At 39.8% G+C, this 22,342-nt stretch carries 20 protein-coding genes; 15 read left to right on the top strand and 5 right to left on the bottom strand.

The window, feature by feature from the left end:
* The first annotated feature begins 191 nt into the window (after positions 1-191).
* Entirely contained in the window at positions 192-1,301 is a 1,110-nt protein-coding gene (mutY, locus tag AC3WR0_RS17485) for an A/G-specific adenine glycosylase (protein WP_492553507.1), read from the top strand.
* 222 nt (positions 1,302-1,523) lie between these two features.
* Here the strand turns inward: mutY and yfhS are convergent, their stop codons facing one another.
* A complete protein-coding gene (gene yfhS, locus AC3WR0_RS17480; protein ID WP_492553506.1) occupies positions 1,524-1,748 on the bottom strand; it encodes a mother cell protein YfhS in 225 nt (74 codons plus the stop codon).
* Positions 1,749-1,894: 146 nt separating this feature from the next.
* Here yfhS and fabL point away from each other — a divergent pair, with 146 nt between their 5' ends.
* From fabL to AC3WR0_RS17455, 5 genes are all read left to right on the top strand, one after another.
* Positions 1,895-2,644: an enoyl-[acyl-carrier-protein] reductase FabL gene (gene fabL, locus AC3WR0_RS17475; protein WP_492553505.1), complete on the top strand. Its 750-nt coding sequence runs from the start codon at positions 1,895-1,897 to the stop codon at positions 2,642-2,644.
* Between the two features lie 84 nt (positions 2,645-2,728).
* On the top strand, positions 2,729-3,124 hold the full coding sequence (locus tag AC3WR0_RS17470) for a gamma-type small acid-soluble spore protein (protein ID WP_492553559.1): 396 nt from the start codon (positions 2,729-2,731) through the stop codon (positions 3,122-3,124).
* A 216-nt stretch (positions 3,125-3,340) separates the two neighbouring features.
* Positions 3,341-3,598 carry a YgaB family protein gene (locus AC3WR0_RS17465; protein WP_027321010.1) on the top strand — a complete coding sequence of 86 codons (258 nt, stop codon included), beginning with the start codon at positions 3,341-3,343 and terminating at the stop codon, positions 3,596-3,598.
* Between the two features lie 188 nt (positions 3,599-3,786).
* The gene (gene ntdP / locus AC3WR0_RS17460; RefSeq protein ID WP_027321011.1) at positions 3,787-4,317 is read left to right on the top strand and encodes a nucleoside tri-diphosphate phosphatase; all 531 of its coding nucleotides are present in this window, start codon (positions 3,787-3,789) and stop codon (positions 4,315-4,317) included.
* Between the two features lie 188 nt (positions 4,318-4,505).
* Positions 4,506-6,275 carry an ABC transporter ATP-binding protein gene (locus tag AC3WR0_RS17455; protein ID WP_492553504.1) on the top strand — a complete coding sequence of 590 codons (1,770 nt, stop codon included), beginning with the start codon at positions 4,506-4,508 and terminating at the stop codon, positions 6,273-6,275.
* Positions 6,276-6,559: 284 nt separating this feature from the next.
* On the opposite strand, the gene AC3WR0_RS17450 is transcribed toward AC3WR0_RS17455, so the two are convergent.
* From AC3WR0_RS17450 to AC3WR0_RS17440, 3 genes are all read right to left on the bottom strand, one after another.
* Complete coding sequence (locus tag AC3WR0_RS17450; RefSeq protein WP_492553503.1) at positions 6,560-7,642, bottom strand: FUSC family protein; 1,083 nt, start codon at positions 7,640-7,642, stop codon at positions 6,560-6,562.
* Positions 7,643-7,886: 244 nt separating this feature from the next.
* Positions 7,887-12,356: a glutamate synthase-related protein gene (locus AC3WR0_RS17445; protein ID WP_492553502.1), complete on the bottom strand. Its 4,470-nt coding sequence runs from the start codon at positions 12,354-12,356 to the stop codon at positions 7,887-7,889.
* Positions 12,357-12,747: 391 nt separating this feature from the next.
* Positions 12,748-14,043: a glutamate-1-semialdehyde 2,1-aminomutase gene (locus AC3WR0_RS17440; protein ID WP_492553501.1), complete on the bottom strand. Its 1,296-nt coding sequence runs from the start codon at positions 14,041-14,043 to the stop codon at positions 12,748-12,750.
* 213 nt (positions 14,044-14,256) lie between these two features.
* Here AC3WR0_RS17440 and AC3WR0_RS17435 point away from each other — a divergent pair, with 213 nt between their 5' ends.
* The 8 genes from AC3WR0_RS17435 to perR all read left to right on the top strand — a co-directional run bounded on the left by AC3WR0_RS17435 (position 14,257) and on the right by perR (position 20,374).
* Entirely contained in the window at positions 14,257-15,264 is a 1,008-nt protein-coding gene (locus AC3WR0_RS17435) for an ABC transporter ATP-binding protein (RefSeq protein WP_492553558.1), read from the top strand.
* Positions 15,265-15,279: 15 nt separating this feature from the next.
* Positions 15,280-16,071, top strand: coding sequence for an ABC transporter permease (locus AC3WR0_RS17430; protein ID WP_492553500.1), 792 nt, complete (start codon positions 15,280-15,282; stop codon positions 16,069-16,071).
* Between the two features lie 3 nt (positions 16,072-16,074).
* Positions 16,075-16,860, top strand: coding sequence for an ABC-2 family transporter protein (locus AC3WR0_RS17425; protein WP_027321018.1), 786 nt, complete (start codon positions 16,075-16,077; stop codon positions 16,858-16,860).
* A gap of 274 nt (positions 16,861-17,134) precedes the next feature.
* Positions 17,135-17,539 (top strand): ion channel, encoded by a 405-nt coding sequence (locus AC3WR0_RS17420; RefSeq protein ID WP_492553499.1) that lies wholly within the window; start codon positions 17,135-17,137, stop codon positions 17,537-17,539.
* A gap of 79 nt (positions 17,540-17,618) precedes the next feature.
* Positions 17,619-18,086 (top strand): thioredoxin-dependent thiol peroxidase, encoded by a 468-nt coding sequence (gene bcp / locus AC3WR0_RS17415; RefSeq protein ID WP_492553498.1) that lies wholly within the window; start codon positions 17,619-17,621, stop codon positions 18,084-18,086.
* Positions 18,087-18,316: 230 nt separating this feature from the next.
* Entirely contained in the window at positions 18,317-19,267 is a 951-nt protein-coding gene (locus AC3WR0_RS17410) for a D-2-hydroxyacid dehydrogenase (RefSeq protein WP_492553497.1), read from the top strand.
* Positions 19,268-19,270: 3 nt separating this feature from the next.
* A complete protein-coding gene (locus AC3WR0_RS17405) occupies positions 19,271-19,822 on the top strand; it encodes a cob(I)yrinic acid a,c-diamide adenosyltransferase (RefSeq protein ID WP_492553496.1) in 552 nt (183 codons plus the stop codon).
* Positions 19,823-19,936: 114 nt separating this feature from the next.
* Positions 19,937-20,374 carry a peroxide-responsive transcriptional repressor PerR gene (gene perR / locus AC3WR0_RS17400; RefSeq protein ID WP_027321024.1) on the top strand — a complete coding sequence of 146 codons (438 nt, stop codon included), beginning with the start codon at positions 19,937-19,939 and terminating at the stop codon, positions 20,372-20,374.
* Positions 20,375-20,500: 126 nt separating this feature from the next.
* Here perR and AC3WR0_RS17395 read toward each other — a convergent pair whose 3' ends face one another.
* The gene (locus AC3WR0_RS17395; RefSeq protein ID WP_492553495.1) at positions 20,501-20,857 is read right to left on the bottom strand and encodes a YgzB family protein; all 357 of its coding nucleotides are present in this window, start codon (positions 20,855-20,857) and stop codon (positions 20,501-20,503) included.
* A 196-nt stretch (positions 20,858-21,053) separates the two neighbouring features.
* Here AC3WR0_RS17395 and AC3WR0_RS17390 point away from each other — a divergent pair, with 196 nt between their 5' ends.
* Positions 21,054-21,929, top strand: a complete 876-nt coding sequence (locus AC3WR0_RS17390; protein ID WP_492553494.1) for a nucleotidyltransferase-like protein — start codon at positions 21,054-21,056, stop codon at positions 21,927-21,929.
* The last annotated feature ends 413 nt before the right edge of the window (positions 21,930-22,342 follow it).

The following is a 22,342-nucleotide window of genomic DNA, read 5'->3' as shown; positions in this document are numbered from 1 at the left end:
GACTGCCTCCTTTCTAAAAAACTAAAAATTACATTCCCTTTTTTAAATGGCAAAAATTCTTTCTTGCGAATTTTTAATTGTATGTCTAACTTAGATAGTGTATTAAAAATGGTTTTTTAAATTAGTTAGTACCAAAACGATATTATTATATTCCCTATTTATGAAATGTTTAACACTCTGGAGGAACAAAAGTGAAAGATCTGCCTTTGAAAAATTTGGAACAATTTGATATTAAAGGATTTCAGGATGATTTAATTTCCTGGTTTAAACAAGAACAGAGAAACCTGCCTTGGAGAAAAGACCAGGATCCATATAAAGTTTGGGTTTCGGAAATTATGCTTCAGCAAACAAGAGTTGATACAGTCATTCCCTATTTCAATCGCTTCATAGAGCTTTTCCCGTCCTTAAATGATCTTGCAGAAGCGGATGAAGAGAAGGTCTTAAAGGCATGGGAGGGGCTTGGTTATTACTCACGGGCCAGAAACCTTCAATCTGCTGTAAAAGAAGTAAAAGAGAATTACGAAAGTGTAGTTCCGAATACTCCTCAGGAAATTTCCAAGCTTAAGGGAGTTGGACCCTATACAGCCGGAGCAATTTTGAGTATTGCCTACGGTGTTCCTGAACCGGCTGTTGATGGAAATGTAATGAGGGTGTTATCAAGAATCCTTTCGGTTTGGGAGGATATAGCCAAGCCTTCTTCAAGAAAAATCTTTGAAGAAGCGGTAAGAGCCCTAATTTCTCATAAGGAACCATCTTTTTTTAATCAGGCTTTAATGGAATTAGGGGCGCTTATTTGTACACCTACATCACCATCCTGCTTATTATGTCCTGTCCGCGAGCATTGTATTGCTTTTCATGAGGGAGTACAGGATGAATTGCCGGTTAAGAGAAAAAAAAGCAAACAGCGTGAAGTAAGGCTTGCTGCAATGGTATTGACCGATGATAATGGCAGGTTCCTTATTCATAAGCGTCCGGATAAGGGCCTCCTTGCAAATTTATGGGAATTCCCCAATCTTGAAATCCATCATCCATTTGAAAGTGGAAAGGAACAGCTAACGGAATTTTTTAATCAAACGTTTGATTTAATTGTATCCCCCGGTAAAAATATCGGACTTATAGAACATGTTTTTTCTCATCTTATTTGGAAGATAACGGTTTATACGGGAAAATTATCGGGAAGCTTTGAAAACTCACCGGAATGGCGTTTCGTCACTTCTGAAGAAATGGAACAATATGCCTTTCCGGTTTCTCATCAGAAAATGAGAAAACTGTATAAGGAATACAATGAAAATGAAATATGAAGCGACCTTGAGGGCTAGCGCTGAAGTTTTGACAGACTTCCGAAAGCAGCCCGAGGAAAGCGGGTAGCTTCGTGACAGGAAAAAGGCAGGCTGTCCCTGCGATGGTTCTTCTTAGAAGCATTCCTTTTTGGAGCGAAACCAACAGTAAAGTTTAAAGCACCAAACAAAAAGAAGAACGCTGACTAAATTCAGCGTTCTTCTTTGCTTTAAAGTTGGTTTATTTTAGTCATAAGTAACTTCGGTTCCGTGCTCCCAATCCGCTTCGTTTCGTTTCATGCCGCCTCTATTTTCTATTTCTTCTATAATTTCACGGTGAATGGTTTGCCCCTCGCTATTAAGATAGGGAGTCATTTGTTGAAGTGAATGATGAAAAAAGGCGAGTTCACTGTCTTTCCAATCCTTAATCGACATCATTGATAATTCGGTCATATCCCTGCCTACGTACATTTTAGCTCCTCCTATCATAGAGTAATCACCTTTCAGTTTTATCCTATGAAAGGCACATACTTCTTTTTATTATTAGGTTTGAATTGTCTTCTATACCTCAAAAAGATAAAATGTAAACAAACTAAAAATACTAAAGGGGTAAGCATATGACACAAAAAGTAGCACTAGTTACCGGAAGCAGCAGAGGGATTGGACAGGCAACTGCTATTAGGCTTGCTGAAGCCGGTTATGACATGGTAATTAATTATGCCCGAAGCAAAAAATCGGCGCTGGAAACAGCAGAAAAAATAGAAGCACTTGGACGCAAGGTTTTAGTTGTAAAGGCCAATGTTGGAGATGTAGCCAAGATTAAAGATATGTTTGCTCAAATTGAACAGGAATTCGGGCGTCTTGATATTTTTGTAAATAACGCAGCATCAGGGGTTCTGCGGCCTGCAATGGAATTGGAAGAGTCTCATTGGGACTGGACAATGAATATTAACAGTAAAGCATTATTGTTCTGTGCTCAAGAGGCAGCAAGACTAATGGAAAGAAACGAGGGCGGTAAAATCGTCAGCATAAGTTCACTCGGTTCTATTCGTTATCTTGAAAACTACACAACTGTAGGTGTATCAAAAGCCGCACTTGAAGCGTTAACGAGATACCTCGCAGTGGAGCTTTCACCTAAAAATATAGTGGTAAATGCTGTTTCTGGAGGAGCAGTAGATACAGAGGCTCTTAAGCATTTTCCAAATCGGGAGGAACTTCTTGAGGAAGCGCGAAAAAAAACACCCGCAGGAAAAATGGTGGAAATTCCTGATATTGTTAATAGCGTAATGTTTCTCCTATCTGATCAGGCTAGTATGATTAGAGGGCAAACCATCATTGTTGATGGCGGAATTTCTCTATTGGTATAGGGAATCTCTGGTGTTTTTTACCAATAAATTCGAGGATAACCTTCCGCTCACCTGGTTAAATTAATGAGCGTGGAGGTGATTACAATGGCTAAATTCAACCAACAGCCTAACAAATCTCAATCAGGTACTAACATTCAAGAGGTAAGACAGCAAAATGCTCAAGCTGGTCAGGGCCAATTCGGAACTGAGTTCGCTAGCGAAACAAATGCTGCTGAAGTTAGACGCCAAAACCAACAAGCTTCTCAAGGCCAATCAAGCCAAGGCCAATTTGGTACTGAGTTCGCTAGCGAAACAAACGCTGCTGAAGTTAGACGCCAAAACCAACAAGCTTCTCAAGGCCAATCAAGCCAAAGCCAATCAAGCCAAGGCCAATTTGGTACTGAGTTTGGCAGCGAAACAAATGCTGCTGAAGTTAGACGTCAAAATCAGCAAGCTGAGTCTCGTAAAAGCCAAAGCGGCAGCCAATTCGGCCAACAATAATCATCTTTAGATTTGAAAGCACTCCTCAGGGGGTGCTTTCTTTAATTTTTAATTTCCTCACTTCCCCTTAATCATTCTAAAAAGATTTTTTACATATTATAAGGGACATGAAATCTCTTTTCGACAAAACTTCCATCTTATCGCCATAAATAGTCAAAGGAAAAAAGTTCCTATCGGAGAATTACTTAAGGAACAAATAAATGGCCGGGGTGGAGCATGGAAAACTTTAACCGTTTGGTTTCAGAACAGATGAGGACTATGGAAAAGTTACTTTTCCTTCAATCAGAACTTGAACGCTGCCAGGAAATCGAAGAGGAACTCCTTCAAATCCAGAACGGGACTGAACTGGAGAGTGTCCAATTAGAAGTAAAACGCATGAAAGAGGAATTAAAGGAAATACAGAAAACGTTTGAAAAACAAACAGAAGAAGTTATTTCCTCCTATCATCAGACAGATGAAATGATCGTTGGATAGGTCCTTTTTAATAAGAAAATATCATGTTTTTTAAAGAGTCATTGATTTTCAATGGCTCTTTTGTTTTAAATTCCCTGCCTAACCGTTATAATAATAAAAAAAGGAATTGGACTTTGTTGCCTTTTGTCGGTTTGAGCGGAATAGGATAGGTTGCAAAGCGTTCGAGAAATGAAGGTAGGGGAGAAATCATGGGCGTACCCATCGAAGGTGAGCCAATGCAAATACATAGCTATAAACACAATGGGCACATCCATAGGGTGTGGGAAGAAACAACTGTTCTGAAAGGATCGCAGAATTTGGTGATTGGCGGAAATGACCGGACTGTTGTGACTGAATCTGACGGAAGAACCTGGGTTACAAGGGAACCGGCTATTTGTTATTTCCATTCCCAATATTGGTTTAATGTGATTGGAATGATTCGGGAAGACGGAATTTACTATTACTGCAATATTAGTTCTCCATTTATTTTTGATGGAGAAGCTCTTAAATATATTGATTATGATTTGGATATTAAAGTTTTTCCGGATATGACCTTTAATCTTCTTGATGAGGACGAATATGAGCGCCACCGCCGTGAAATGAATTATCCCGAAGTAATCGACCAGATTCTAAAAGCGAATGTTGAAAAATTAATTCGCTGGATCCGCCAGCGGAAAGGTCCGTTTGCCCCTGATTTTATTGATACCTGGTATGAACGTTATTTGACCTATAGGGGTTAAATATCTTTCGTTTTTAAGCCTGTTGATGTCGGTAATCAACAGGCTTTTGTATGATGTTTATGAAAATATACTTCTATAGGCGGATATAGCAGCCTATCTTGGGTATAAAATGTATAAAATTTTTAATTTTATTAAATAAATTTGCCTTCGGCGCTAAAGCGCTTTTTTTCAGGGAAGGAGAAATAAGCTTGAGGAATATTCTTAGGTATCTTGAATTTGTAAAGCCCTACCGTTTCCAGATAATAGGCACAATTATTATTGGACTGATTAAATTTGCTATTCCTCTGATTATACCCATGTTAATTAAATATGTGGTGGATGATATTATTGGCAATCATTCTTTGTCCCAGGATGTTAAAATCTCCAAATTAATGTACCTGATGGTAGTTATGATTGTGATTTTCGTTGTTCTTCGTCCGCCAATTGAGTATTATCGTCAGTATTATGCCCAGTGGACTGCCAGTAAAATTTTATATGAAATAAGAGACCGGCTCTATACACATATTCAAAAGCTGAGCTTTAAATATTATTCAAACACACGGTCAGGGGAAATTATTTCAAGAATGATTAATGATGTTGAGCAAACCAAAACATTTGTCATTTCAGGTTTGATGAATTTATGGCTCGATATAGCTACAATTGTTATTGCAATTGGAATCATGTTTTCCTTGAATACGAAATTAACGGTTATCTCAATTGTTCTTTTCCCGCTTTATGGTTTTACCGTCAACTACTTTTTTGGAAACCTACGGAGTCTAACCAGAATTCGTTCTCAGGCTCTTGCTGAGGTACAAAGCTATTTGCATGAGCGTGTCCAGGGTATGTCGGTTATCAAAAGCTTTGCTATTGAAAAATATGAGCAGAAGCAGTTTGACAAGCAAAACCGGAATTTCCTCACAAAAGCACTTCAGCACACAAGCTGGAATGCGAAGTCTTTTGCAGTGGTCAACACCATAACGGATGTTGCACCATTGGTGGTCATTGGCTATTCTGCTTACTTAGTTATTATGCATCACCTGACTCTGGGAACGATGGTTGCCTTTTTTGCCTATATTGACAAACTTTATAGTCCGCTGCGTAGATTGGTGAATTCCTCTACAACCTTGACCCAGTCGTTTGCAAGTATGGACAGGGTATTCGAATTGATGGATGAAAAATATGATATCGTCGATCCCCCTAATGCTTTGGAATGTAAAAATGTAAGAGGGGACATTACATTCGATAATGTAAGCTTTTCTTATAATGAAAATGATGAAATGGTTCTTAAAAACATTTCCCTTGATATCAAAAGTGGAGAAACAATTGCACTTGTGGGAATGAGTGGCGGAGGAAAGTCAACCTTTGTAAGCCTTATACCGCGATTCTATGATGTTACAGAGGGAAGGATATTGCTGGATGGGATCGATATTCGAGAATTCCAGGTTCAATCCTTGAGGGATAAGATTGGTGTTGTTTTTCAGGATAATATACTTTTCAGTGAGTCTGTAAAAGAAAATATCCTCCTCGGAAAGCCCGAAGCTTCGGAAGAAGAAGTTTTCGAAGCAGCCCGAGCGGCCAATGCCCAAGAATTTATTGTTGGTCTGACAGAAGGGTATGATACCAGGGTAGGTGAAAGAGGGGTTAAGCTTTCCGGAGGACAAAAGCAGCGGATTGCAATAGCCAGGGTTTTTCTTAAAAATCCTCCGATTCTCATTTTGGATGAAGCCACTTCCGCACTTGATTTAGAGAGTGAGCACTCTATACAGGAATCTTTAGAGGAACTTGCTAAGGACCGGACAACATTTATCGTCGCTCACCGCTTGTCGACCATAACACATGCTGACAGAATCGTATTAATTGAACATGGTCAAATTGTTGAAATAGGAAGACATGACGAGCTAATGAAAAAGCAGGGAAGCTATTATAGGCTATTCCAGGTTCAACAGCTCGAACAAAAAGAAGAAACCGCAGCAGAATAATTTCTGCTGCGGTTTTTGCATTCAAAAGATAGAAAGTATAATTTTTAACCCTTATAATTGTCTAGCTCCAGCCCCGGCGAGTTTTCAGCCTTGACGGTGCTTCTGTGTATTGTAGACGACACTTGCTGAACTAGATTCCGCTTCTCTCTGCGATAAGAGAATATCTAATTCAATTGCTCGTGCGCCATAGCCTTTTTCAAAGAAGCTTATGTTCAGCTCTTCGCTAAGCTGCATGTCGTCTATTCGTAGAAGCAGTAATAGTTACAACGCGAATCGCATTTTTCTTATTGTAATGATTCTTCCTCGATGGAAATTTCATTCACACCCTGGTGGTAGGATTGGAAAGTTGTAATGAGTTTTTCCAGATGCTCTACCTGTTCTCCGTAATCAATAATGGATGCAACAATTTGCATAGTGTGGTAAAAATGCATTTCTCCACTTTCGTCAGCAGCCTCCTGGCGTGAAATAAATAGGTCGAAAAGTTCCTTCCTATTAAGGCAAAAAGCCCCTTCTTCGAATACAGTTTGCTGGCGGATTTTTCCGATAAACCGCAGCATAAGCTGTTCATGATGATTCACTATACAGTCAAGCTGGGTCTGTATCGACTGCTGAAATTCCTCAGGGAGCGCATGAAGTTCATTTTCAAAGCGATGAAGCCGTTTCAAGACATCCAATGCTTTTTTTGTTGTATAGGTCATTTGTCTGTAAAGAACCAGTTTTCGGGATTTTACAGGATCAGTTCGCTTAAAATAATTTTTTTCTTCCTTGTACATCAAATATAGCTGCCCAATTTTAATGATATTGTCTTTTAATTTATCAATATCATTTCGTAAAAGGTTGTGGTCAGAAGCATTTCGCGTGGTTAAACGAATCCAGCGCAATATTTCTTCCGTTGTATTGGATATTTTATAATAAAGCTTATTTTCATACTTGGGAGGAAGAAAAACGAGATTTACAACAAATGCTGCGATGACTCCCAGCATAATAGTTGAAAAACGAATCACGGCAAACTGGATAAAGTTATCGCCCGGTGTTTCCATAATACCGACAAGTGTTACGAGAGACAAACCGATTGTCCCTTCGAGTTTCAATTTTAAATGGAGTGTAATCGCAATGATGACTGCAAGTCCGATAACTATAAGATGATTGCTTAAGGTAAGTACAAAAAACATAGCCAGTAAAGCTCCAATTACATTCCCCTGTATTTGCTCGATAATAGACAGGTACGAACGATAAATAGTAGGCTGCACGGCAAAGATGGCTGCAATCCCTGCCATAATTGGTGACGGGGAATGGAGCAGCTGCCCTAAGTACAATGATAATACAATTGCTATTCCCGTTTTAAGGATGCGGGCGCCTAATTTCATTCTAAAATAATTCCTTTCCTGAAACTTTTACTGTTACTATAAACTCTTTTCCTAAAGATTAAACAATATTGTACTATACATTGAATGCAGATCAGTTTCAAGCAATAACCGATATTGGTGATTTTTTGTGTTCAGTTAACTTTTTCAAGTGTCGCAGAATCCCGTTTAATTAACAGGCCGTTTAATAGAACTTTTTCAAAGGAAAAACCCGGGCACCATTTTGCCCGGGTTTAAGTTGATTGCTTCATTCTGTTGATACGGATGGATCTGCTTGTTCCTTAACTGGAAGAATCTGCAGGAAGTGTTCCTGCGGACTCTCTAGCTGGGACAGAATTTCATTTGCTTCGTTGTTTTGGCCATCCTCTGAAAGTAATTGAGTGTACTTTTGGAGGAGCTCCTGAACGTCAGTTTTGCCTTTATCACCTAAAGGTGAAAGGGATACCTTAGCGCCTTTAGCGATTCTTCTTTGAAGTGCTTCTTTCGTTAATCCCATCTCCGGCTGAATCCGGACATAAACGACTCCGCCAGTCATTCCGGCACACATCCATGGTCCTGGGTCACCCAGTACGATAGCACGGCCATTCGTCATATATTCAAAAGCAAACCCTTTAATATTGGCGTTAGCACCGATATTGCCGTTTTCTGTTTCAGATAGAGGGGTGAGAATACGTCCACCAAAAACCATATCAGCACCGGAAAGGCGAATCCCCGCTCTGGCATCTGCATTGCCCTGTGCAATAAGAAGTCCTTTTTGGGCTCCGTAGCCAAACCCTTTTCCAACAGAACCATTATAATAACGGCCATTTTTGCCTTTGGATTTGAGGACTACAATACTTCCGCCAAGAGAGGTTTTTCCGATTCCATCCTGAGCGCCTCCATTAATGAGGATATTAATTCCCTCACTGTTATAAGCTCCAAGTCCGTTTCCAGGAATTGAACCTTTACGGTAAGCAAGATTTACGGCTGGAAGCTGACGATAAGCACCGTCCAATCTGCCTCTTACACGGTGACAGGAAACTCTGCTTCCGAGAACACGCTGTTCAGATGTGATGCTGTAAAATTCCCTTGAGTTATTTAATTGCTCTACACTTGAATCCAGGTATTCTGCTCCAACAGCAATTTGTTCGGTCACACCAGACATAGAAAGTGCTTCTTCAAATTTGCTGATCTCTGTTATTTCAAGAGGCTTTAACAAATAAGTTAAATCAAGCTTTTCACTTCCGCTAACTTGCTCAAGCAAATCGGACCGGCCGACTGCATCCTGGAGATTCTTAATTCCTGCTGAGGCAGCAAGAGACTTTAGCTCGTTACCAAAAGCAGTAAATAGATTCATAATACCCTGAACGGCTAAATCTAGCTGGCGCGGAACAAATCTGCGCAATCCATGATCTTTGGCCTGTGCTTCAGACTCAATTTGAGTAGCAATACCAACATGGCATGTATCCAAGTGACAGCCGCGGCAGGTAGTACATCCGATAGCAAGCATGGACAGGGTGCCAAAACCAACACGGTTAGCTCCAAGGAGCATCACTTTTAATACATCACTTGCACTTTTGATTCCTCCGTCTGCCCAAAGCTCAACCTGATTGCGGAGTCCGCTTTCTAGAAGGGCATTGTGAGCAGCTTTAACGCCAATTTCAACTGGAAGTCCTACATGCTGAAGGGCATGGATTCTCGCAGCCCCAGTACCGCCATCAAAACCACTGAGGGTAATAATATCAGCTCCAGCCTTGGCGATACCAACAGCAATTGTACCGATATTTGGAACAACAGGTACTTTAACGGCTACTTTAGCCTGGTCATTGGCTGTTTTCAATTCAAGAATCATTTGAGCTAAATCTTCAATTGAATAAATATCATGGTTATTTGAAGGAGAAATCAAATCAGAGCCGATTGTTGCATTACGGGCTTCAGCAATTTTGGCTGTTACCTTTGAACCTGGAAGGTGTCCGCCTTCACCAGGCTTTGCTCCCTGGCCAATTTTGATTTCCAATAAGTTAGACGAATTTAATAACTCGGCGTTTACTCCAAAACGTCCGGAAGCAACCTGCTGTCCTCTGGTCCTTGGATACTTTCCGAGCATATCCTTAATTTCTCCGCCTTCTCCGTTCAGGCTGACCATATTTAATCGGTTAGCACCTTCAGCATAGGCACGGAATGCTGTTTCATTCTGCGAGCCAAATGACATGGAAGAAATAAGGAACGGAAGGCTGTGCTCTCCAACGCCAATTTCTACATCTTCAGGAGAAACAGGGGCTCCGCTTCTTTTCAGAGCTGTTAAATGGCGAATAGTTGTTGGATTCTCAGTTTCCTGTTCGGTGATTTTTTCGCCATAAGCTGTATAATCACCAGTTGAAGCAACCTCGCTAATCGCTTTCCAGATTCGTGGGAACAGGTGGAAGGTCTTACCGATCCGCTCCTTTTCATTTTGGAAATCTGCTGCTCTGGCAATAGCATCTTCTTTCATACTGGTGAAATTAGACTCGAGTTCGCTTGAGCCAAAGAAATTGACGATTCCAAGGGCTTCTGCCAGCTCCTCATTTAAACCGATCGCCGAAAACAGACGGCCATATCCTCTTAATTCATGAATACCAATCGTAGAGATGACTTTTTCTAATCCCTTAGTCAGGGCTGAATACAGATTGGTTAGTGGTTTTAACGACTCATCAAGTATCGTTAAGAACATATAGTAAGGGTTAATTAAGTCTGCACCTAATCCGTATGCAGTAACAATATCATGTAGAGAACGGAGGGATGCAGAGCGCAGTAGCAAGGAACAATCACGTCTTACTTCAGCGTTAACCAAAGCCTGGCTAATGGCTGCTGTTGCAAGATGCGGGTCGATCCATAAATTATTGTCCTGATGTGCTTTAGCATCATCCAGGATCAAGAAGCTTTTTCCTGCTTTAACAGCCGTAACAGCTTCCTGGGAAAGTCTTTCGAGTGCTGCCGGAATATCTTCATTGGCATCAAAAGTTATCGACAGATATGCGGAAGCCTTCTTAATCATAAAATGCTCTGCCAGCTGGTCGAAACTTGGCTGTCCTAATACTTCAGAACAGTCAAATCCTGCCCTGCCTTCAAGAAGAAGAGGAGTGGTCAATTCAAGTACGCCACTCTCTGCTTCCCTGGCAAAAAGATTAGGGCGTTTACCGATAATTACCCTCGTGGAGAAGTGTTCCATTTCCCGGTCACGGTCAATAGCAGGGTTTGTAACTACTGCAACACTTTCCTTAATGTAATCCGGAATATTTTTTCTTTCAGGATTAAGGGCAGCTAGCGGAGCATCGTGGCCAAGCGAACGGATAGGTTCAACGCCCTTTTCGGCCATTTGCTCAATCAACTGGATATGGTCTCTTTCCCATCCGAAAGCCTTATATTGTCCATTATGAATTTTATCCGGGTAAGTCATTGTCACTTTCTTCTCCAAGACAGGAGGAGTAAGCCTCTTACCTGCATTGTTCAGATCGACACGCAATGAATACCTCTTGTAAACTTCCTCTTGATAGGAAGGATGGGCATATACAGCAAGTTTATTTCCATTCCATTTAAAACCGACCTTTTCGCCGGGTGCAAGAGGTTTTGGTTCGTTAACATACTCACTGGAAGATATGATTCCAGGTTCAGAAGAAAACAGAAAAGAAGTCTCTGTTTCTAGCATCCATAAAGGACGTAAGCCAAGCGAATCAACGCTGAATACTGCCTCGTCTCCAAATCTGGATATGATACCTGCAGGACCCTGGGCAAAGTGCCCCCAGCCTTCACGCAAATAAGTATATAAATCCTGAAGATGCTTAGGATAAGATTTTATTTCATTAATAATAGGAGGGAACATAAGATCCAAAGCTTCAAACAGGGTATAGCCATCCCGACAAATTAAAGTCTCTATTGTACGGCTAAGATCTTGAGAGTCACTTCCTCCATTCACCAGAGGAACTCCAATCATTTTTGCTTCATCCCTAAGCTTTGCAATAGTATTAATTTCTCCATTGTGGCCAAGCACACTGAAAGGCTGTACCCGGAAAAAGCTTGATAACGTGTTTGTTGAATAACGGTTATGACCAAGAGTCATAGTAGAAGCTGCCAATGGATTGGCTAGATCACTGTAATACTTCGGCAGAATATCTCCGGCTCCCATAACCTTATACACAGCATGGTGCTGGCTTAAGGAAGCAACATGAACAGCCTCATTTTGCTCTAAATCTACTAATACATCAAATAAAACTTTTGATAGTTCTTTTTCGGTTAGAGGCGAAAGGCAGGCTATTTGCCAGAATAAAGGATTTTCCTGTATGGCAATTGGGCCAAGCGCCGAGGGATCGGTTACCCTGTCTGTTTCAAAATGGAGCTGAAGGCCATATGCTTTAAGCTTACGTTTAAGTTCTTCTTTAACCACATTTGTGTCAGTTTTGCTGCTGATAAAGATATGCCCAACAATAAAACCTTCAGATAAAGCAAGAACAGGGTTAAGTCCTGCATCTGCAAGCTTTGCTTGCCAGAGTTCACGCGGAATATCGATATGGATTCCTACGCCATCACCCTCACCATTGATAAAGCCGGCACGATGGTTCATTGTTACCAAAGCATCTATACAATCAAAAATATTTTTTGATGTTGGGATGTTTTCCTTTTCAAGGCAAGCAACAATTCCACACGCATCGTGTTCCTGCTTGTAAAATTCTTTAAAAAGAGAAGGGGTCCAGTTTTTTGTCATGATATGGCTCTACAGGAATGACGCCTATAAAGCACTTTCACCTCCTAAGATATCTTGTTGTTTACTTAATGGGATATTGTGGTATTAGAAAAACTGGCGGATGCCGCAGTTTTTCTTATGCGTTCAGAATTTATAGGAATAAATTCTGTTTAGCTAAAAAAGGATTGGCTTATTATTTAGCGAGGCTGATATTTAAAGGGTTAAACAATAATAGTTTAATATTATCATATGAATTTTCAGAAATCAAATAATTATACATTTATTTGGATATGCAAGAATTAAAAAAAGGTGCAAAACTTTAAAATAACGTATAAATGTAAACGTTTTCAAAAAAATGATATAAATAAAAAGGGCATGTTAGCCACACCCTTTTTGCATAAAAAATGAATATTTATTCGTTCTTAAGTGAGGAAAATGCATTGTTCACAGCGTGGAGGGTAGCCTCAATATCTTCCTCCGTATGTGCGATTGTCATAAACCAGGCTTCATATTTGGAAGGAGCAAGATTGATCCCCTGATGAAGCATCAGCTTAAAGAACTTTGCAAACATCTCACCATTAGTATTTTTGGCCTGTTCATAGTTTTCAATCTTTTCATTTGTAAAAAATACAGTAAGAGCCCCTTTTAATCGGTTAATGGTGATTGGAATGCTGTTTTCGTTGGCTGCAGCTAAAATTCCTTCCTCTAGCATTGCTCCGAGGCGGTCAAGGTATTCATAAACGCCTTTTTGTTTTAAAACCTCAAGACAAGCAATTCCGGAAAGCATAGAGGCTGGATTTCCTGCCATCGTTCCTGCCTGGTAAGCTGGCCCGAGGGGAGCCACTTTTTCCATGACTTCTTTTTTACCGCCATAAGCGCCTATTGGAAGACCTCCTCCAATAATTTTTCCTAAAGCTGTTAAGTCAGGTGTTATACCAAGCAGGTCTTGTGCACCTCCATACATAAAGCGGAAGGCTGTAATTACTTCATCATAAATGACAAGTGCACCAGCCTCATGGGCTAGATCGTTTACCTGCTGTAAAAATCCGGGATTCGGTTCCACGATTCCGAAGTTACCCACGATTGGTTCTACTAATATTGCTGCAACTTCATTCCCCCAATGTTCAAGAGCTTCCTTAAAAGGCTCAATATCATTAAAGGGTACCGTAATGACTTCCTTTGCAATACTTTTTGGCACGCCTGCAGAATCCGGTGTTCCAAGTGTAGATGGACCGGAACCAGCAGCCACAAGGACTAGGTCTGAGTGACCATGATAGCAGCCTGCAAATTTTATGATTTTATCCCTGCCTGTATAGGCACGGGCAACCCGGATGGTCGTCATGACAGCTTCTGTTCCTGAATTGACGAAACGGACCTTGTCCATACCGGGAATAGCTTCCTTCAGCATTTTAGCTAATTTTACCTCGTGGGGAGTAGGCGTTCCGTACAGTACACCTGTTTCAGCCGCTTTTTTAATTGCCTCTGTGATATGAGGATGTGCATGGCCGGTAATAATAGGACCATAAGCTGCAAGATAATCAATATATTGATTACCATCGACGTCCCAGAAGTATGCACCCTGAGCACGTTCCATTACTACTGGTGCACCGCCGCCGACTGCCTTAAAGGAGCGGGAAGGGCTGTTTACTCCTCCCACAATATGTTCCAATGCTTCGCTATGTATTCTTTCAGAGTTTATAAATTGCATGTTTTTCCTCCTTATAAATGATACTTCACTATTCTAGCACTTTTAAAAACGATTTGGCCTGTTCCATTCTTATGTCTCTTTAATCCGAAAATTACCTATATTCTTACACCTGAAGAATATAGCTTTTAAAAAACAGGATAGTTGTGTTAATCCAATGGATTGGCTAAACTAATTTTTTGGGGTCAACCCATCATCAGGAGGAATCAAATGAAGATGAAAAATGCCATAGAAGTTGAAAATCTACGCAAAGATTTTAAAGGTTACTCTAGCAGGAGCGGATTGAAAGGTGCCTTTCGGGATCTTTTTACCCGAAATTATAAAATTGTGCCGGCAGTAAATGACATCAGCTTTTCTGTAAAGCAGGGGGAAATGGTGGGCTATATCGGTGAAAATGGAGCTGGTAAATCCACTACCATTAAAATGCTGACAGGAATCCTGACACCTACTTCCGGAAAAATTATGGTAAATGGAATGAATCCCCACCAGGAAAGGGAAAGGTTTGTTCAGACAATAGGAGTGGTTTTTGGGCAGCGTTCCCAGCTGTGGTGGGATATAGCGGTTCAGGAGTCCTTCAGGCTGTTGAAAAAAGTATATAAGGTTTCAGATGCTCACTATAACGAGCATATGAATCATGTGATTAAAACGCTCGATATTGAACCGCTTTTGGACAAGCCAGTGCGAAAGCTTTCACTAGGTCAGAGGATGCGCTGTGAACTAGCTGCAGCATTAATTCACAATCCTCCACTATTATTTTTAGATGAACCAACGATAGGACTTGATGTTCTAGTTAAATTGAAAATCCGTGAATTCCTGAAGGAGATTAATGAGAAATACAATACAACTATTTTGCTGACAACTCATGACCTCTCGGATATTGAGGCGTTATGCGAAAGGGTTGTCATGCTTGACGAAGGAAATATCATTTATGATGGAGCATTGAACAGCTTAAAGGAAAAATGGGGTGAAGGGAAAGAACTTCAGTTTCAATTTTTAAAAGACCCTGAATTGAATGCGGTTCAAAATTTAACCCGGGGGATGCCGGTTTACTGGGAATTGGATGAGAAGAAAATGGTATTCTCTGCCATGATTGAGGACAATGAGCTTGTTTCACAGACTATCGCCAAGGTTGCTGAAGCTTATCAAATAAGAGATTTGAAGATCAATGAAATCTCAACAGAAGAGATTATTCGAAATATCTATGAAAAGGGTTCTGTCTCATGAAAGGGGTGAGCCTGAATGGATAAATATATTGAGATGATCCGGATTCGCTTTTTAATGATGCTTGCTTACAGGACTAACTATTATACAGGGATTTTGATTTACGCCATTAACATTGGAGCTTACTATTTTTTATGGACAGCTATCTACGGGCATAAGACACAAATTGAAGGAATGTCAGTTGTTCAGATGACTACCTATGTAGCCATTGCCTGGATGGCAAGGGCCTTTTATTTTAACAATATCGACCGAGAGATGGCAGTTGAAATAATGGAAGGAAAGGTTGCGGTAGAACTGATCCGGCCATACAGCTATTTAATGATGAAAACCATGCAGGGGCTGGGAGAGGGTATTTTTAGACTTTTGTTCTTTTCAGTTCCCGGCATGCTGATTGTTTCGTTAATCTTTCCGGTAAAATTCACCTGGAATCCGGCTGTATGGGGACTATTTGCTGTTTCCATAGTGCTTAGCTTTCTTATCAATACACAGTTGAATTTGCTGACAGGTATTACCACGTTCTTCCTATTTAATAATTCCGGCCTGATCCGGGCCAAAAGGGTGGTAATTGACTTGTTTTCAGGTCTCCTTCTGCCTATCAGCTTTTTTCCCGGCTGGGCGCAGGGAGTCATGAAGTATCTGCCGTTTCAGGGTATCAGCTATATTCCAAGTATGATTTTTTCAAATGGATTCACCCGGCAGGCAGCTTTCCATGCCATTTTGGAGCAGGTTATCTGGGTGGTTATTTTAGTCTTGCCGATTCAGGTTTTATGGAGTTTAGCAAAAAAACAGCTTGTCATTCAGGGAGGGTAATAGATGTTTTATGGATCAATGTTTTTCCAGTATCTTGCCCAGTATATGAAGACGAGGCTTCAATATAGGGCGGACTTATTCGTTGAGATTTTTTCCGATTTACTTTCACAGGCTGTCAATTTTATCTTTATTCTAGTGGTATTCGGTCATACCAGCTTACTTGCGGGCTGGTCCAGAAATGAAATTATTTTTATTTATGGGTTTTTCCTCGTTCCATTTGCTGTTTTTTCGTCCTTTTTTAATATATGGGATTTCAACGAGCGATATATTGTAAAGGGTGAATTCGACCGTATCCTTACGAGACCGATTCATAGCTTGTTCCAGATTATTTTGGAACGTATTGAACTGGAATCACTGTTTGGAGCCGTTACAGGAATTGCGGTTATGTTTTATTCGGGCATCAAGCTTGGACTTGAAATGCACTGGTATGATCCGTTTGTGTTTCTTCTCTTTGTAATAGGAGGGGCTCTGGTTTATGGAGGGGTGTTTGTCATGCTGGCATGCATCAGCTTCTGGGCAGACGCAAGGACATCTATTATGCCGATGATGTATAATATCGGGAACTACGGACGGTATCCTGTTGATATTTATAATAAGGCAATCCGTTTTGTTCTTACGTGGATTTTGCCTTTTGCTTTCGTTGGCGTTTATCCAGCTGCTTTCTTTCTTGGAAAAAGAGAATGGACCTTCTACTCCTTTCTGACACCAGTTGTGGGAGTTGTCTTTTTTACTGTTTCTATATTTCTTTGGAATCAGGGAGTCAAAAAATACCGTGGCGCCGGAAATTAATAATGATAAAGGAAACCAGGCTGGTAAGTCTGGTTTTTTGTCGTTTAGGAAATGAAGATATTCACCTTGTGATAACTTGAATTAGGTTATTGTAATCCAGCTCCAGTGCCCGGCCCCTCGGACTTCAGAAATCAGGACTAGGAACGGCTTGGAAAGCATTATGCATCGCACGAAGGAAAAGCTTTTGTTCTTGGTACTGGCCTGTTGCTTTTTTGTATTTATTAAATCGTGTGGACATACAATGAACTGAGGGAAAAGGGAAGAAGGGGATTAGATGTTCTATGTACTGCTTGGATTAATTATTTTCTGTATTTTTATGAGTTTAAGGACTCTTTTTCAACCTTATAAGATTAATGGGAAGGTTGTCTCTATCGAGAACTTTTTATTTTTGGGAACAATTTATATGACGGTCATGGTAGGCTTTGCTCTTTTATATTCGCTTCTCCACTTGAATGGTCATCCTGTGTTAGGTGAGACAGGGACGGTTCGCCCTGCCTCTGATTTTATAGATACACTTGAATCAAGTGTTTATTTTAGTGCGATGACCTTATTCTCGGTAGGACATGGAGATATCGTCCCTTTGGGAATTGGCAGAGCAATAGCCATTTTGGAAGCCTTAATTGGTTATACCATTCCTGCTGCATTTGTGGCAAAAGCAGTATCTGATATGGAGAATTAACCGCAAGCAGTAAAATAGTTGTCTTAGGCGGTTAGATTGGATACGCTAGATATAGAAATCAAAAAATGGAGTGGTATTTATGGCTATAGAAGTTGGAAAGATGGCACCTGATTTTTCTCTTAAAGCAACGAATGGAGAAACCATCAGATTATCAGATTTAAAAGGGAAGAATGTGGTTCTTTATTTTTATCCAAAAGATATGACCCCAGGCTGTACCACTGAGGCATGTGACTTCCGCGACCAGCATGAGCAGTTCGGGGAAATTGGAGCGGTTATTTTGGGGATAAGCCCCGATCCTATTGAACTTCATAAAAAGTTTATGGAAAAATACGGACTGCCATTTCTGCTGCTTTCCGATGAAGACCACAGTGTGGCAGAAGAATATGATGTCTGGAAGCTTAAAAAGAATTTTGGAAAAGAATACATGGGGATTGAACGGAGCACCTTTGTTATTGATAAGGAAGGCAAAGTCGCAAAAGAATGGCGAAAGGTTAAAGTGAAAGGGCATGTGGAAGAAGCATTGAACTTTATTAAAGAAAAATTGTAATTTAGAATTGAAATTTTCCAGCCTATTTTTCTTTAATAAGGCGGATGTCCATGCAAAGAAACAAGTTTTGAATATCATTTTATTAGGGCATACCTCCTCAGATAGAATTTGCGGGCCAGCAATGGCCCGACTTTTTTATGTCTTAAGCGATTTAGTTTTTATAATTTTTAAAAAACCTGCGTCAGGTGTTATCATAATAGAAAAAACAGCATTTTTGAGGAGAGTATATCATGAAAATAGTGGCCTCATTTGTTCCTTCGGAAGAATTACAAAAGGATTTTAAAGGTGAATTTCCAAATATCGAGATTGAGTATTATAAAGGAATTAAAAATGCCGAAAAAGCTTATATAGATGCTGAAGTTTTTTTAACATATGGCGAGGATTTAACTCCAGAATATATAGAGCTGGCAAAAAATCTTAAATGGATTATGGTTTTGTCTGCAGGTCTGGAAAGAATGCCATTTGCAGCTTGTGCAGAGAAAGGAATTCTTGTAACGAATGCCAGAGGGATACATAAAATTCCGATGGCGGAATTTACCCTGGGTACGATGCTAGAGCATGTAAAGCAAAGGCAGCAGCTGCGAGAAAATGAATTAAATAAAAAATGGGACCGAAAATTGCCAATGGCTGAGTTATCCGGAAAAACGATTATGGTTTTAGGAATTGGGGCTATTGGAGGAGAAATTGCCAGGCTGGCTCAGGCCTTCGGTATGAAGGTAATAGGTGTGAACAGAAGCGGATCTGCAAATGAGTTTGCGAATATTACCGTTAAACTTGATAAATTGGAGGAACATTTATCGAAACCAGATTTTATAGTATCTGTATTGCCTAGCACAAGTGAGACAAAATATTTATTAAATGAAGATCATTTCAGGCAGATGAAGAAATCTGCTGTATTTATTAATATCGGCAGAGGAGATTTGGTGAGTGAAGAAATCCTGTTAAAAGCCCTGGAGGAAGAGTTTATCTCACATGCATATCTCGATGTTTTTGAAAATGAACCTTTAAAACCTGAACACCCTTTCTGGGAAATGAAAAATGTAACCGTCACTCCACACTTATCGAGTATTACAAAAAAATATCAGCCGAGAGGTTTTGAAATTTTTAAACATAATCTTCATACATATATAAATAACGGGAATGATTTTATCAATGTGATTGATTTGGAAAGGGGGTACTAAGATATGAAGATCTATACAAAGACTGGGGATAAAGGATCTACTTCACTCATTTATGGACAAAGAGTTTCCAAAAATGATGCGAGGGTTGAAGCCTATGGAACCTGTGATGAAGCAAATTCCATGATTGGGCTGGCTCTTAGTTATTTAGAAAAAGAAAGTTTTCCTGAAAAAGAAAAACTTGAACAGGTTTTCCACAGAATCCAGACAACTCTTTTTCATGTGGGAGCAGAATTGGCAACTCCAAAAGGGAAAGAAGTTAAATGGTATCTTTCTGAGGGGGATATAGAGACCATGGAAAAGCAAATAGATGAATGGGATGGTGTACTCCCTGCCCTGACCAATTTTATTCTTCCTGGTGGCCACCCTGCTGGAGCAGCTTTTCATGTAGCAAGGACGATTGCGAGAAGGGCTGAGAGATGTGCTGTCGGACTGGAAGATGAAGTCAATCCACTAGTGCTTGCTTATTTAAACAGACTGTCCGATTTACTTTTTGTAACCTCAAGATTTGTTAATGAAAAGCTTGGAGTAACAGATAAGCTGCTTCATGAGGAATAATAGCAAAGAAACGTGTATATAGTGGTAATTTTATTGACAAAAGGATCGAATTCTTAGTAAACTAATTATAACAATTATAATTTAAGAATACTTTTTGGAAAGAGGTGCATGGCGATGTCACAACCCCAATTAAAAGAAGCTTTGGATACGTTGAAAGAAACTGGAGTGCGTATTACTCCTCAACGTCATGCGATACTTGAATATTTAATAAGCTCGATGTCACACCCGACTGCAGACGATATTTATAAAGCCTTAGAAGGTAAGTTCCCTAATATGAGTGTGGCAACTGTTTATAATAACTTGAGAGTATTTCGCGAAGTAGGCCTGGTGAAGGAATTAACATACGGAGACGCATCCAGCCGTTTTGATTTTATTACTACAGACCACTACCATGTCATTTGTGAGAAATGCGGAAAAATCGTCGATTTTAGTTATCCTGGACTCGATGAAGTAGAACATCTCGCTTCTCACGTAACTGGTTTCAAAGTAGGTCATCACAGAATGGAGATCTACGGAACCTGCCCTGATTGCGCAGCAAAAGAAGCGCATTAATAAGAAGAAATAAAAGCCGATGAATTTCGGCTTTTTCTTTTTATCTGAATTCTGAACGCATCCGCCAAAAATTTTTTCTAATCAGAAACTTCAATTTAAAAATAGCTAGCCCGTGATCCGGGCTAGCTATTTTTGATTTCTTTTTCGGTTATAAGTTTCATCAAACTCTTTTCCTTCTAGTTGAGGATCAAGAGTTAGAGGCTCGTTGCAATGCATACACATATCAACCCTGCCAAGCATTTTTGTTGGCTTCCCACAGCTCGGACAAACAACCTGGATTGTTTTAGTGGAGAGCATGCCGATCCAAAAGTAAACTACAGTGCTCGCAATAATGAAAAGAAGACCTAAAATCATAAAAGTAGTCATAATTACGGGAGATGTCCGGAAAAAGATACCGCCATACATAACAATAAATCCTATAAAGATAAGGCTTAAGGCAAATGTCCGGATTTTATTTATTTTATTAGAGTATTTAGCCATCAAACGTCCCTCCTGAAAAAGACTATAACATAATTAACCGATTTGAAAAATGGATGGTGCTTAACTTCGCAGAGATTTTTGAAGGAATTTTTTTATTACTGTCGAAAGTATTAGCCTGTGAATTAAATGAAAAAAAGTTTATAATTTGTTTTTTAAAATAATCCGTCACCCCATCGGAAAATAAATGGAGGAATGAGCAATGGAGGATATCCTTCGTCCTATATATCAGGAAAGAGCCAGTCAGTTAAATACCTTGGGAGTATTACTGATAGAAAAAAAGCAGAAATATTACTATACGACAGATTCGTTTGATGCGGTTTTGCTTCTTATTGTAAAGGAAGCAGACCAGCCGTTATTTATCAAACACTATGCTTATAATGATAAAAAGGCAGCAATGCATATTGTATCTGAAGCCCAATTAAATGAATGGCTTATGTTAGGTTCCAATCGAAAAATATTTGAATGGCTTAATGATTCGAAGGTTTTATTTGATCGAAATGAGTATGTATCAAGGTTAAAAACAGAACTCCGGGAATTTCCTTTTTATGGACGAAAATTAAAAATGGGGATTGAGTTTGCGAAGTTAATTCGCCGCTATGTTGATGGCAGAGCTTTATTTGAAAATCGCCAATATCTTGATGCTTATAATCACGTTGTCCATTCCCTTCATCATCTTGCTAGGTTATCTGTAATAGAAAATGGGTTTCACTCGGAACTTACGGTTTGGCAGCAGGTTAAACAAATAGAGCCCGAAATCTTTAAGTTATATGAAGAACTGGTAAATAGTGAGGAATCTTTGGAGAAAAGGCTGGAGCTTTTATTTCTTGCCAGCGAATTTTTGATTCATTCGAGAACTCATATGGGTGCTGCTCATCTGCTTGAAATTCTTGAGGCCAGGGAATATTGGTCGTTTGATCAAATGATGAGTGAATCTGATGTTTTACCCTATTCAATCGATCTGGAAGTGCTTGTAGAGTATTTAGTAGAGAAGCATTTTATCGAAGTAGTAAACATGGAAACTAAAGGACAAGGGATATATCATAGATATTACCGTGTCGGAGAAAAATTATTGTAAAAAAACAATAAAACCTATTGACCTATGCTAAATTACTTGGTATATTAATATCCGTCGCCACGATAAGTTCTTAAAAAACTTTTCTGAGCGGCGGGTTAAAAAAGTGTTGACACGAAAGTGGTTAACATGCTATATTAATAAAGTCGCTTCTGAGCGATGAACTTAATAGACTTCACGATGCAACCTTATAATTGCTCCTGCACCAGAGCTTATTCAAGAAGAATAAGTTCAGCTCATGGCGAGGCTGCGAAGAGGCTGATTCGAAGAAGTTGACTTGCTCTTTGAAAACTAAACAAACAAAGCGTGAACAAACAAACAATAACATGATGAATTTAATTCATCAGCCAACGTAACTTTATGAGCTAAAACTCATTCTCTTTATCGGAGAGTTTGATCCTGGCTCAGGACGAACG

It is taken from the genome of Neobacillus sp. FW104-15D2 (genome assembly GCF_058790155.1).
This window is presented reverse-complemented; position numbering and strand designations above follow the sequence as displayed.